The organism is Flavobacterium rhamnosiphilum (assembly GCF_004349195.1).
GTDB lineage: Bacteria > Bacteroidota > Bacteroidia > Flavobacteriales > Flavobacteriaceae > Flavobacterium > Flavobacterium rhamnosiphilum.
In genome coordinates this window covers 17,785-30,009 of the sequence record NZ_SMLG01000003.1, presented here as the reverse complement: position 1 = coordinate 30,009, position 12,225 = coordinate 17,785, and the positions used below count along the sequence as shown (strand labels likewise).

Sequence of the window (12,225 nt, the reverse complement as noted above, 5' to 3'; positions counted from 1 at the left end):
CTCTTATTATTTCTTCTGGAAAGTTGAAAGGGATTGTTGTATGGTTATTTAATTATAAAATTAAATTGATAATATAAATATACAATCCCGATGCAAATCGGGATTTTTTTTTGCTTAAAAGTTTGTAAAATGAATGAAATAATTGGAATACAAGGCATAACGGGTTCTTTTCATCATCAGGTGGCACAGGAATATTTCAATCAGAATGTAGCTGTTGATGAATGTTTGTCGTTTGAAGAGTTGGTTGACAGCCTCTTATCAGGTAAGTCAGATCAGGCGGTTATGGCGATAGAAAACTCTATTGCAGGGCCGATAATACCAAATTACGCTTTGATAGATAAAAATAATTTGCACATTATAGGTGAGCATTATTTGAATATTCATCAGAATTTAATGGCATTAAAAGGTCAAAAAATGGAAGATATTCAGGAAGTACATTCACATCCTATGGCACTATTGCAATGTATGGAATTCCTGAAAAAATACCCAAACATAAAATTAGTTGAAGACAAGGATACTGCCGAAACAGCACGAAGAATACACCAAAAACAATTGAAAGGAATTGCTGCAATTGCGAGTAAAACGGCTTCGGAATTGTATGATTTAGAAATTTTGTTCCCCGAAATACAAACGATTAATAATAATATGACTCGATTTGTAATTTTGAAAAAAGAGAATTCATTTGTGGCAGAAAAAGAAATTAACAGGGCTTCTATTAAATTCGAACTGGATCATAAACGAGGCAGTTTGGCAGCAGTTCTGAATGTTATGAGTGATTGCAAATTGAATTTGACCAAGATACAATCTTTGCCAAAAATAGAAACGCCGTGGAAATATTCTTTTTTTGTAGATGTCACTTTTGAAGAATATGAAGATTATGCCAAAGCCAAAGCATTATTAGCGATTATGGCAGAATATTTTAAAGTTTTAGGCGAATATAAAAACACAAAACCATGATTAACACAGCGAAACGTCTGGATATAATTGAAGAATACTATTTTTCATCCAAGTTAAGAGAAGTAAGACAACTGGCTTCTGAGGGGAAACCAATCATCAATATGGGAATTGGAAGCCCTGATTTGCAACCTTCACAAGCGGTGATTGATGCAGTGGTTCTAGCCATGCAAGATGAAAATGCACATCAATACCAAAGTTATCAAGGGGTGCCGGAATTGCGACAAGGTATAGCTGATTTTTATCAGAACAACTTTCAGGTAGCGTTGAATCCAGCTAACGAAATTTTGCCTTTAATGGGTTCCAAAGAAGGGATTATACATATTTCACTGGCTTTTTTGAATGAAGGCGATCAGGTGTTGATTCCAAATCCAGGCTATCCCACTTATACTTCGGTGACGAATTTAGTAGGAGCTGTGCCGGTTTATTATGATTTAAAAGAAGCGAATAATTGGGAGCCTGATTTTGAAGCTTTGGAAAAATTGGATGTATCGAAAGTGAAAATCATGTGGATTGGTTATCCGCACATGCCAACAGGAGCAAGAGGAAGTCTACAATTATTTGAAAAATTGGTGGCTTTCGCCAAAAAACATCAGATATTATTAGTCAATGACAATCCGTACAGTTTTGTTTTGAATGACAATCCGATGAGTTTGTTGCAAGTGGAAGGCGCCAAAGAAGTGGCTTTAGAATTGAATTCTTTGAGCAAGACTTTTAACATGGCCGGCTGGAGAGTTGGAATGGTTTTAGGAAATGCAGCTTGTATTGATGCCGTACTAAAAGTAAAAAGCAACATGGACAGCGGAATGTTTTACGGGATTCAAAAAGGAGCAATTGAAGCTTTGAAAAGTGACAAGGCTTGGTTTGAATCGATGAATACGATTTATAGAAAACGCCGAATCCTTACCGAACAATTGGCTGAGAAATTAGGTTGTAAAGTTTATAAGGAAGGAGTTGGATTATTTGTTTGGGCAAAATTGCCTGACGGAATTACATCAGCAGAGAAATTCATTGATGAAATTTTATATGACAAATCTATCTTTATTACGCCGGGAACCATTTTTGGTTCTAATGGAGAAGGATACATACGATTTGCACTTTGTGTAAAAGAGGAAAAAGTACAAGAGGCGATAGAGAGAATTTAGTCCTCCCCCCAACCCCCTCCGAAGGAGGGGGAGCCGAAGCGGGTAAAAAGGGATTTAGATTTGTCCGTATTAATTTTTGACATTGACATTGATTTTTGCAATTGACATTGAAATTGAATAAAAAATGAAAATATACATAATAGGAATAGGATTAATTGGAGGTTCGATGGCATTGGACATTAAAACGCTGCATCCGGAAGCCAAAATTTATGGAATTGATACTAATGAAAGCCATTTACAGGAAGCAATTGCATTAGGAGTTGTTGATGCGGGCGCTACTTTTGATGATTTAGTTGATGCAGACTTTGTAATCGTTTCGGTTCCAGTTGATGTAGCGCTGACTGTTTTACCAAGAGTTTTAGATGTTGTTGATAATAACACGATTGTTTTTGAAGTAGGTTCTACTAAAATGCCGATTTGTGAAGTGGTTGCCAATCATCCTAAAAGAAGGAATTTTATTGCCACGCATCCTATTGCAGGAACGGAGTTTTCAGGGCCATCGGCAGCGATAAAAGGATTGTTTCAAGGGAAAACGAATATCATTTGTGAAGTAGAGAAAACGACTTTCAAATTACAGGAAAAGGCGTTGCAGCTTTTTACGGCAATGGGAATGAGAATCCGTTACATGGATCCAAAATCACATGACAAACATATCGCTTATGTGTCTCATTTATCGCATATCAGCGCCTTTATGCTTGGGAAAACGGTAATCAATAAAGAGAAAGACGAACAGGATATTTTTGATATGGCAGGTTCTGGTTTTGAAAGTACGGTTCGTTTGGCCAAAAGTTCCCCAGCAATGTGGACGCCTATTTTTAAACAAAACAGGAAACAGGTTGTAAAAACATTGGATGAATACATTTCGAATTTATCAAAATTTAAAGAATTATTAGAAAAAGAAGATTACGATGCAATTTATAATGAAATGCAAAGTGTCAATAAAATAAAAGAAATATTAAACGGAATTAATGTAAAAAAGTAAGCCGTTTTCAGTAGAGAGGCGCAGTCTCAGAAAACAGTTTTAAAAAGAAGAACAACACATAATAAAAAATAAAATTTAGAAAAGATGGAAAACAAGAAAGAAATGAGAAATTGGTTGAATGAATTCAATTTGACTCATCCATTTGTGATCGCAGGACCTTGTAGTGCTGAAACAGAAGAGCAAGTATTGAAAATTGCACATGAATTGAAAGATTCTGATGTAAGTGTTTTTAGAGCAGGAATTTGGAAACCAAGAACGCGTCCGGGAGGATTTGAAGGAGTGGGAGAAATAGGGTTGAAATGGTTGAAAAAAGCTAAAGAACAAACAGGATTGTTAATGGGAACGGAAGTGGCAAATGCGGCTCACGTAAAATTAGCTTTGGAATATGATATCGATGTATTGTGGATTGGTGCCAGAACAACTGTAAATCCTTTTGCAATGCAGGAAATTGCAGATGCTTTAGCAGGAACTAAAAAAATCGTATTGGTTAAGAATCCGGTAAATCCAGATTTATCTTTGTGGTTAGGCGGAGTAGAGCGTTTGCACAATGCGGGGATCGAAAAATTAGGGGTAATTCACAGAGGTTTTTCTACGTACGAAAAAACAAAATACAGAAACATTCCAGAATGGCAGATTGCTATCGAATTACAAAACAAATTCCCTGATTTACCATTAATCATCGATCCTTCGCACATTACGGGAGACCGTAACATGATTCTTGAAGTAACGCAAGAAGCATTGGATTTGAATTATGACGGTATGATTATCGAAACACACTTTGATCCAGACAATGCTTGGAGTGATGCTGCACAACAAGTAACTCCGACTGCACTGAAACAAATTTTTATTGATTTGAAAGTAAGAAAAGTAAATGATGTATCAGATGAGTTTACTCAAAAAATGGCTAAATTAAGAGCTAATATAGATGTTTTAGATGCTACTTTATTGGATTTATTAGGAAAACGTATGAAAGTAGCTGACGAAATAGGTCAGGTGAAAAAAGACGCTAACGTTGCTGTATTACAAAATAATCGTTGGAACGAAATTCTAGGAAAAATGATTTTAGAAGGGGAGAAAAAAGGATTGACTGAAGAGTTTGTGCTAAAAATGTTCAAAGCAATTCACCAGGAAAGTATTGGTCACCAAGAAAAAGTATTGAACGCATAAATTAGAATTAGAGGTTATAAGTTAAGCGGACGCAGTACTGGATTAACCTTTGGAATCTGTATTCATGACTAAACAATCTCCACAGCTTTTGTCAAAAAAGTTGTGGGGATTTTCTATTTGTAGTTAGGAGTAATGTTATTCAAAGTGAAAAACTTTAAACTTTGAACTTCAAACCTAAAACAAAGAATTACCTTTGCAAAGTCTAAGGTTTTAAATCAAAAAACCGAATTCATAAATTGTAAATTAAAAAATGACAGGACTAGTATACAAATCTACAGGAAGTTGGTACACGGTAAAATCCGAACAAGGTGATTTTATCGAATGCCGTATGAAAGGGAAATTCCGAATTAAAGGAATCAAAAGCACCAATCCTATTGCTGTTGGTGATATTGTGGATTATGAACTCGAAGAAACATCAGACACCGTTACGGGAACCATTTATAAAATTCACGACAGAAAAAATTATATCGTACGTAAATCAGTGAATTTATCCCATCAGATGCATATTATTGCGTCTAATATTGATCGGGTTTTCTTGTTAGTCACCATTAATAATCCGCCAACAACTTTTAATTTTATTGACCGTTTTCTGGTTACAGCCGAAGCATACGGAATTGAAACGATATTGGTTTTTAATAAAATAGATACTTTTGACGATGCCACGCTTGACGAACAATTGTACATGCAGCATGTATATCAGGAAATTGGATACAAATGTTTGCGTGTTTCTTCTACTGAAATGAAAGGGATTGAGGAGTTGAAAGAAATGATGATTGGAAAAGTGAGCATGTTCTCCGGACATTCCGGTGTTGGAAAATCAACTTTGGTAAATGCAATGGAACCTTCTTTGCATTTAAAAACAAAAACGATTTCTGAAGCAAGTAAACAAGGACAGCATACAACGACTTTTGCAGAAATGTATGATTTGTCTTTTAATGCCAGAATCATCGATACGCCGGGTATCAAAGGTTTTGGAATTGTGGACATGGAAAAGGAAGAAGTGAGTGGTTATTTTCCTGAGTTTTTTAAGTTGAAAGATCAGTGTAAATTCAATAATTGTTTGCATAAAGACGAACCGCATTGCGCTATTAAAGCCGCATTAGAAAAAGACGAAATCGCTTGGTCACGTTATAGAAGTTATCTTAAAATTCTGGAAGGAGACGATGAACATTATCGTACTGATATTCATAATGAGGATCGAATAATCAGTGATAAAACGAGGGAATAGTTCTGAATTGTGAATGGTAAATTATGAATTATGGCAAGTAATATTATAAAAATAAAATCATTTGATTTTGCTTTACGAATTGTAAAATTATATCAATTTTTAAGTACTGAAAAGAAGGAATTTGTTTTAAGTAAACAATTATTACGTAGTGGGACTTCAATTGGTGCATTGGTAAGAGAGTCAGAACACGCAGAAAGTAAATCAGATTTTATTCATAAACTTGCAATTGCACAAAAAGAAGCTAATGAAAGTGATTATTGGTTAGAATTATTGTTTCAATCTGAATATTTGAACCAATCTCAATTCCAGTCTTTAAACTCCGACATAGTTGAGATTAATAAAATTTTAGCTTCAATTATTATTTCAACTAAAAACAATTTAAAAAAATAATTATGAATATTTACCATTCATAATTTATCATTCATAATTCACCATTATTTTGAAAGTTGTAATTCAAAGAGTTTCCTCTGCTTCCGTAACCATCGATAATAAAATTGTAGCCGATATCCAAAAAGGATTATTGATCTTAGTGGGAATAGAAGATACCGATACGCAAGAAGACAGTAATTGGTTAGTTGGTAAAATTGCAAATCTTCGCATTTTTGGCGATGAAAATCATGTCATGAATTTATCGGTTAAAGATGTAAATGGTGATATAATTGTAGTAAGCCAGTTTACGCTTCATGCTTCCACCAAAAAAGGCAATCGTCCGTCTTATATAAAAGCTTCAAAACCAGAAGTTGCCATTCCGTTATACGAAAACTTTGTAATTCAGATGGAGAAAGAAATTGGTAAAAAAGTACAAACGGGTATTTTTGGTGCGGATATGAAAGTACTTTTATTAAATGATGGTCCAGTAACAATAGTAATTGACAGTAAAAATAGAGAATAAGATGAACCTGAAAAATTCCCAACTAGACGTTGACACTTGGATAAAAGAACACGGTGTTCGTTATTTTAATGAACTCACAAATATGGCACAACTTACGGAAGAAGTAGGTGAAGTGGCCCGAATTATTGCCCGCCGTTATGGAGAACAATCCGAAAAAGAAAGCGATAAAAATAAAGACCTTGGTGAAGAATTATCCGATGTGGTTTTTGTGGTATTGTGCTTAGCGAATCAAACCGGAATCGATTTGCAGGCTGCATTCGATAAAAAGATGGATTTGAAATCCATTCGCGACAAAGACCGCCACAAAAACAACGATAAACTAAAATAATGTTATATGTCGAGGTAAAGCTTTGGTACATGCTTTTTTTAAAATAAATTTGCCAAAACATACCAAACAATTACCAAAAATGAATTTACTGTTACAAACTTCCCATTCCAATTTACAAGCTCAAATTGCAGTTACTGGTTCAAAAAGCGAAACCAACCGACTATTATTGTTGCAAGCGTTGTTTCCCAATATCACTTTAGCCAATACATCCAACTCAGATGACAGTGAAGTCATGCAAAAAGCATTGAAAGGAAATGAGGAAATAGTAGATATTCATCATGCGGGAACGGCGATGCGATTTCTAACGGCTTATTTTGCAGTAAACGAAGGTCGCGAAGTAGTGTTGACTGGCTCTCAACGAATGACCGAACGTCCAATAAAAGTTTTGGTGGAAGCGTTGGAGCAATTGGGTGCGAAAATCTCCTATGAGAAAGAAGCAGGGTATCCGCCTATTCGAATCAAAGGACAAAAAATCACAGCTTCTAAGGTTACTATTCCTGCAAATGTAAGCAGTCAATACATATCGGCATTGTTATTAGTGGCACCAAAACTGGAAAACGGTATTGAAATCACTTTAGTCGGTGAAATCACTTCGGTTCCTTATATCAAGATGACCTTGGCTTTGTTGAATGATTTGGATATTAAAACCAGTTTTGAAGGAAATGTAATTACCGTTTATCCAAAACAAGAAGTAGAATCAAAAGTAATGACCGTAGAATCCGATTGGAGTTCTGCGTCGTACTTTTTTAGTTTGGCTGCTTTGGCTGAAAATGCTTCTATTTCATTGACGAGTTATAAAGAAACCAGTTTGCAAGGCGATTCGGCTTTGGTTGAAATCTACAAACAAATGGGAGTTGAAACGCATTTTGAAGGAAACAAAATGATTTTGGTTAAACAGCCTGAATTTAAACCTCAAACTTTAAACTTAGAATTAAATAACACGCCTGATATCGCCCAAACAATAGTTGTCACTTGCCTTGGATTAGGAATTGGTTGCCATCTTACAGGACTTCATACCTTGAAAATTAAAGAAACTGATAGACTGGAAGCACTACGAATTGAACTGACAAAACTTGGAGCAAATATAGCAGTTACCAATGATAGCTTGACACTTGTGGCTTCAGATGAAATCAATCACAATATTAAAATCGCTACTTATAACGATCACAGAATGGCGATGGCATTTGCCCCATTAGCTTTAAAAGTGCCTATAATTATTGAAAATGCCGAAGTAGTTTCAAAATCATATCCTGATTTTTGGGAAGACATGAAGAAATTAGGATGTAATGTGTCTGAAATTTTGTAAATGAAATTTTGCTTAGTGCCCTTGCGCCTTTGTGGCAACGGACTTTTGAAAATAAACAGCAAAACACTTGACAACGCCTATCTCACAATCGTATATTTGCAAACGATTATAATTTATTGAGGCTTAACTCATAACTTATAATTCATAACTCATAACTTTATCAAATGAAATTATCACATTTTCAATTCGATTTACCAAAAGAACTTCTTGCCGAATATCCAGCTGAAAACAGAGACGAAGCTCGTCTAATGGTTATTGATCGTAAGAAACAAACTATAGAACATAAAATGTTCAAAGATGTTATCGATTATTTTGATGACGGAGATGTTTTAATTCTGAATAATACCAAAGTTTTTCCAGCACGTTTGTATGGAAACAAGGAGAAAACAGGAGCAAGAATCGAAGTTTTTTTACTTAGAGAATTAAATTCTGAGCAAAGACTTTGGGATGTTTTAGTTGATCCGGCCCGTAAAATCAGAATTGGTAACAAATTATATTTTGGAGATGACGACTCATTAGTTGCTGAGGTTATCGACAATACGACTTCTCGTGGAAGAACATTGCGTTTCCTTTACGACGGTTCTTATGAAGAATTCAGAAATAAATTAACAGAACTTGGAGAAACTCCAATCCCAAAATACATTTCAAGAGACGTAACTCCGGAAGATGCGGAACGTTACCAAACCATTTATGCTAAAGAAGAAGGAGCTGTTGCGGCGCCAACTGCAGGATTGCACTTCTCGAAACATTTATTGAAAAAACTGGAAATCAAAGGAGTCAAATTTGCCGAAGTAACGCTTCACGTAGGTTTAGGAACTTTCAATCCAGTTGAGGTTGAGGATTTATCAAAACATAAAATGGATTCTGAGGAACTAAAAATCACTCAAGAAGCGTGTGATATTGTGAATGAAGCCAAAGCTAAAAAGAAACGTATTTGTACCGTAGGAACTACTTCTATGCGTGCCGTTGAAAGCTCAGTATCGTCACAAAACACCTTGAATCCTTTTGATGGATGGACAAATAAATTCGTTTTTCCTCCTCATGAGTTTACGATTCCAACGTGTATGATTACCAATTTCCACACGCCAAAATCAACTTTATTAATGATGGTTTCAGCATTTTGCGGACATGATTTAATGAAAAGAGCGTATGCGGAAGCAATCAAAGAAGGATATAAATTCTATTCTTACGGTGACGCGATGTTAATCATCTAATCTGAATTTAATCTGAATTTATTTCAGATTCTAAATAACAAAATCTCGTCAGTAATGGCGAGATTTTTTTTGGTGTGCCCCAAGGGTCGGGCTGTACGCTGTATCTTTATTTTTTTAAAGAAAGAAAATAAAGGATGCCGCTTCCATCCCTCACACAAAACAATTCCGGGATGATTTATGATTTGTATTCCTAATTCACTTGATACACGAGTCGCACCGTAATATTAGCCGTTTTGTTTTTGGATTGCGTATTGAATGAACCGCCATAAGAAAAATCTTCCGATGAGTTTTGACCTGTAATTTGAAAAACACCCATATCTGATTTTTTTAGATTTCCTAAACTCGCATCTGCATTTTCAGCAATGCTTTTTGCTCTGATACTCGCGTCTTTTGTAGCTTCGGCAATCATTTTTATTTTTAACTCAGCAAGTTTTGTGTAATAATATTCAGGAGGAGAAGAATAGAATTCCACACCTGAGTTGATCAATTCACTTGATTGTCTAGATAATTCTTCAATTTTATTTACTTCCTTAGATTGGATGCTCACGCTTTGGGTTAAGGTAAATCCAGTGAAAATTTGCTGTCTTGTCGTTCCGTTTTCGTTATAGGTAGTTTCAAAATCTTTATTAAAATTCACCGCTGAGAATACCATTTCATTCGGAGCAATTCCTTTGCCTGATAAATAGCTTTTTATTTTCTCTCTGTCGGAATCTAATGCTGCGTAGGCTTCTTTCAAAGTCATGCTTTTTTTAGAAAAAGAACCACTCCAGACAATTAAATCCGACACGAAATCCTTCTTTCCGGAACCGGTTACGCTTATGGTGTCATTACTTTTATTTCGATTCTGAAAAGCATTCGAAAATAAATAGGAGGAAATTACCACGGCGATAGCAATAATAATAACGTTTAAACTGTTTTTAAGCATGGCTAAGAATTTTAAATTCAATCAAATATAGTTAAATAACGAGTTGTTTTTTAATTCCGTATAGTATTCGGGAACTATTTTTTCTCACCCGGAATTTTAACTGTTTTATCTGTCGTCAATCGACTAAAAGTCTTTTATCTATCTGTCTTTTTTTACTACTTTTACAAAACAAAATACAAACCATGACATTCGAAAATACCCTTGAATTTGCAAAACAACTTGATTCACAAGATCAATTACATAAATACCAAGATGAATTTATTTTTCCGCAGGTAAATGGGAAAAAGGTGATTTATTTCACAGGAAACTCATTGGGATTACAGCCCAAACGTACTAAAGCGTATGTAGATGAAGTGATGAATGACTGGGCAAATTTGGCTGTTGAAGGTCATTTTTACAGTGAAAAACCATGGTGGGATTACCACGAACGATTTGCAAATCCGTTGAGTAAGATTGTGGGTGCTTTGCCAAGTGAAGTTACCGTGATGAATACGTTAACGGTCAATCTTCATTTGTTGATGGTTTCCTTTTACCGACCTACAAAAACCAGATATAAAATTATTTGTGAGGAAAAAGCATTTCCTTCGGACCAATATATGTTTCAAAGTCAGGTTCATTTTCATGGTTACAAACCAGAAGATGCGATTGTTGAGATCAAGCGTCGCGAAGGCGAACACAACATTCGCTTAGAAGATGTTTTGGCTAAAATTGAAGAAGTAGGTGATGAGTTGGCTTTGGTTTTAATTGGCGGTGTGAACTATTACACAGGACAAGTTTTTGACATTAAAACGATAACTGAAGCAGGTCATAAAGCGGGCGCAAAAGTAGGTTGGGATTTAGCCCACGCTGCAGGAAATATAAAACTGGAATTGCACGATTGGAATGTGGATTTTGCAGCTTGGTGCAGTTATAAATACATGAATTCTGGACCTGGAAATGCTTCAGGATGTTTCGTTCACGAAAAACATCATAACAATAACGATTTACCAAGATTTGCAGGATGGTGGGGACACAATAAAGAACGTCGTTTCAAGATGGAACCAACTTTTGATCCTGTTCATGGTGCTGATGGTTGGCAAATCAGTAATTTACCGGTACTTTCTCTGGCACCTTATTTGGCTTCAGTAGAAATGTTTGATGAAATAGGAATGGATGCTTTAATTCAAAAAAGAGATAAAATCACTTCGTATTTAGAGTTCATTCTGCACGAAATAGACAAAGAAGTCGATAGTACTTTCGAAATTATAACGCCGTCAAATCCATCGGAAAGAGCGTCGCAATTATCAGTGTTGCTTCATGGGGAAGGACGCAGTTTGTTTGATTATCTTATGAAAAATGGTGTGATAACGGATTGGCGCGAACCTAATGTTATTCGATTAGCGCCAGTTCCATTGTATTGTTCTTTTGAAGATATGTATCACTTTGGACAAATATTGAAATCTGGAATTCTAAAATAAGTCAGACGCAGAATTATATAAGAAATAGTTTAAATTCTATAAAGTTTATGGCGCACTTAAGGTGTTTCTTTGTATAATTAAAAATTATAAAAATTTAAAATTATGAAAGCATTATATTTTATACTTATAGCCGCAGTTGTTGTTTCTTGTCAAAATCAAGGAAAAATGGAAATTCAAAAGGCAAAACAGGCTACAGTAGATTCCATGAAAGTTGAAATAGAGAAACAAAGAGTTATTGATTCGATGCAGGTTGAAATGGCTAAAATTGAAGAAGCCAAAATTGAAACTCAAAAAGAAATTGTTGTTGTCCATCAACAAGCTGCTACAACAACTACCACTACGGCAAAAAAGAAAGGTTGGAGCGGAACTGCTAAAGGCGCTGTTATTGGTGCTGGAGTTGGTGCTGCAACGGGAGCAATCATAAGTAAGAAAAAGGTTCAAGGAGCTATAATTGGCGGTATCGCAGGTGCTGGTGTAGGTGCGGGAACAGGTGCTATTATAGACGGAAGTAAAAAGGAATAAATTTATTCTTATTATAATTGAGAGTGTTTAAGTTCGTATAGAATTTAAACACTCTTTTTGTTTAGTACCAAAAAAACAATGAAAATAAATTGTTTTAAATAACTT

At 35.2% G+C, this 12,225-nt stretch carries 13 protein-coding genes; 12 read left to right on the top strand and 1 reads right to left on the bottom strand.

Annotated features, from left to right (window positions below):
• The first annotated feature begins 129 nt into the window (after window positions 1–129).
• The 10 genes from E0I26_RS05200 to queA all read left to right on the top strand — a co-directional run bounded on the left by E0I26_RS05200 (window position 130) and on the right by queA (window position 9,216).
• Entirely contained in the window at window positions 130–957 is an 828-nt protein-coding gene (locus E0I26_RS05200) for a prephenate dehydratase (RefSeq protein ID WP_131915442.1), read from the top strand.
• The gene (locus E0I26_RS05195) at window positions 954–2,099 is read left to right on the top strand and encodes a pyridoxal phosphate-dependent aminotransferase (protein ID WP_131915441.1); all 1,146 of its coding nucleotides are present in this window, start codon (window positions 954–956) and stop codon (window positions 2,097–2,099) included. The genes E0I26_RS05200 and E0I26_RS05195 overlap by 4 nt, the downstream gene beginning before the upstream one ends.
• Before the next feature lie 124 nt (window positions 2,100–2,223).
• The gene (locus E0I26_RS05190) at window positions 2,224–3,081 is read left to right on the top strand and encodes a prephenate dehydrogenase (protein WP_131915440.1); all 858 of its coding nucleotides are present in this window, start codon (window positions 2,224–2,226) and stop codon (window positions 3,079–3,081) included.
• A gap of 84 nt (window positions 3,082–3,165) precedes the next feature.
• Entirely contained in the window at window positions 3,166–4,248 is a 1,083-nt protein-coding gene (locus tag E0I26_RS05185) for a bifunctional 3-deoxy-7-phosphoheptulonate synthase/chorismate mutase type II (RefSeq protein WP_131915439.1), read from the top strand.
• 250 nt (window positions 4,249–4,498) lie between these two features.
• Window positions 4,499–5,476 carry a ribosome small subunit-dependent GTPase A gene (gene rsgA, locus E0I26_RS05180; RefSeq protein WP_131915438.1) on the top strand — a complete coding sequence of 326 codons (978 nt, stop codon included), beginning with the start codon at window positions 4,499–4,501 and terminating at the stop codon, window positions 5,474–5,476.
• Between the two features lie 30 nt (window positions 5,477–5,506).
• Window positions 5,507–5,866 (top strand): four helix bundle protein, encoded by a 360-nt coding sequence (locus tag E0I26_RS05175; protein WP_131915437.1) that lies wholly within the window; start codon window positions 5,507–5,509, stop codon window positions 5,864–5,866.
• Window positions 5,867–5,915: 49 nt separating this feature from the next.
• Entirely contained in the window at window positions 5,916–6,368 is a 453-nt protein-coding gene (dtd, locus tag E0I26_RS05170; protein ID WP_131915436.1) for a D-aminoacyl-tRNA deacylase, read from the top strand.
• A 1-nt stretch (window position 6,369) separates the two neighbouring features.
• Window positions 6,370–6,696: a nucleotide pyrophosphohydrolase gene (locus E0I26_RS05165; protein WP_131915435.1), complete on the top strand. Its 327-nt coding sequence runs from the start codon at window positions 6,370–6,372 to the stop codon at window positions 6,694–6,696.
• A 79-nt stretch (window positions 6,697–6,775) separates the two neighbouring features.
• Window positions 6,776–8,002, top strand: a complete 1,227-nt coding sequence (aroA, locus tag E0I26_RS05160; protein WP_131915434.1) for a 3-phosphoshikimate 1-carboxyvinyltransferase — start codon at window positions 6,776–6,778, stop codon at window positions 8,000–8,002.
• A 164-nt stretch (window positions 8,003–8,166) separates the two neighbouring features.
• The gene (gene queA, locus E0I26_RS05155) at window positions 8,167–9,216 is read left to right on the top strand and encodes a tRNA preQ1(34) S-adenosylmethionine ribosyltransferase-isomerase QueA (protein WP_131915433.1); all 1,050 of its coding nucleotides are present in this window, start codon (window positions 8,167–8,169) and stop codon (window positions 9,214–9,216) included.
• A gap of 190 nt (window positions 9,217–9,406) precedes the next feature.
• On the opposite strand, the gene E0I26_RS05150 is transcribed toward queA, so the two are convergent.
• Window positions 9,407–10,141, bottom strand: coding sequence for an SIMPL domain-containing protein (locus E0I26_RS05150; RefSeq protein WP_131915432.1), 735 nt, complete (start codon window positions 10,139–10,141; stop codon window positions 9,407–9,409).
• Window positions 10,142–10,323: 182 nt separating this feature from the next.
• Between E0I26_RS05150 and kynU the strand changes: the two genes are divergently transcribed.
• Complete coding sequence (gene kynU, locus E0I26_RS05145; protein ID WP_131915431.1) at window positions 10,324–11,598, top strand: kynureninase; 1,275 nt, start codon at window positions 10,324–10,326, stop codon at window positions 11,596–11,598.
• A 102-nt stretch (window positions 11,599–11,700) separates the two neighbouring features.
• Window positions 11,701–12,120, top strand: coding sequence for a glycine zipper family protein (locus E0I26_RS05140; protein WP_131915430.1), 420 nt, complete (start codon window positions 11,701–11,703; stop codon window positions 12,118–12,120).
• The last annotated feature ends 105 nt before the right edge of the window (window positions 12,121–12,225 follow it).

Coding starts and splice junctions, on each gene's coding strand:
- kynU (WP_131915431.1), top strand. CDS start 10,324: ATGACATTCGAAAATACCCTTGAATTTGCAAAACAACTTGATTCACAA.
- E0I26_RS05200 (WP_131915442.1), top strand. CDS start 130: ATGAATGAAATAATTGGAATACAAGGCATAACGGGTTCTTTTCATCAT.
- E0I26_RS05190 (WP_131915440.1), top strand. CDS start 2,224: ATGAAAATATACATAATAGGAATAGGATTAATTGGAGGTTCGATGGCA.
- E0I26_RS05150 (WP_131915432.1), bottom strand. CDS start 10,141: ATGCTTAAAAACAGTTTAAACGTTATTATTATTGCTATCGCCGTGGTA.
- E0I26_RS05165 (WP_131915435.1), top strand. CDS start 6,370: ATGAACCTGAAAAATTCCCAACTAGACGTTGACACTTGGATAAAAGAA.
- E0I26_RS05140 (WP_131915430.1), top strand. CDS start 11,701: ATGAAAGCATTATATTTTATACTTATAGCCGCAGTTGTTGTTTCTTGT.
- E0I26_RS05185 (WP_131915439.1), top strand. CDS start 3,166: ATGGAAAACAAGAAAGAAATGAGAAATTGGTTGAATGAATTCAATTTG.
- E0I26_RS05195 (WP_131915441.1), top strand. CDS start 954: ATGATTAACACAGCGAAACGTCTGGATATAATTGAAGAATACTATTTT.
- aroA (WP_131915434.1), top strand. CDS start 6,776: ATGAATTTACTGTTACAAACTTCCCATTCCAATTTACAAGCTCAAATT.
- rsgA (WP_131915438.1), top strand. CDS start 4,499: ATGACAGGACTAGTATACAAATCTACAGGAAGTTGGTACACGGTAAAA.
- queA (WP_131915433.1), top strand. CDS start 8,167: ATGAAATTATCACATTTTCAATTCGATTTACCAAAAGAACTTCTTGCC.
- E0I26_RS05175 (WP_131915437.1), top strand. CDS start 5,507: ATGGCAAGTAATATTATAAAAATAAAATCATTTGATTTTGCTTTACGA.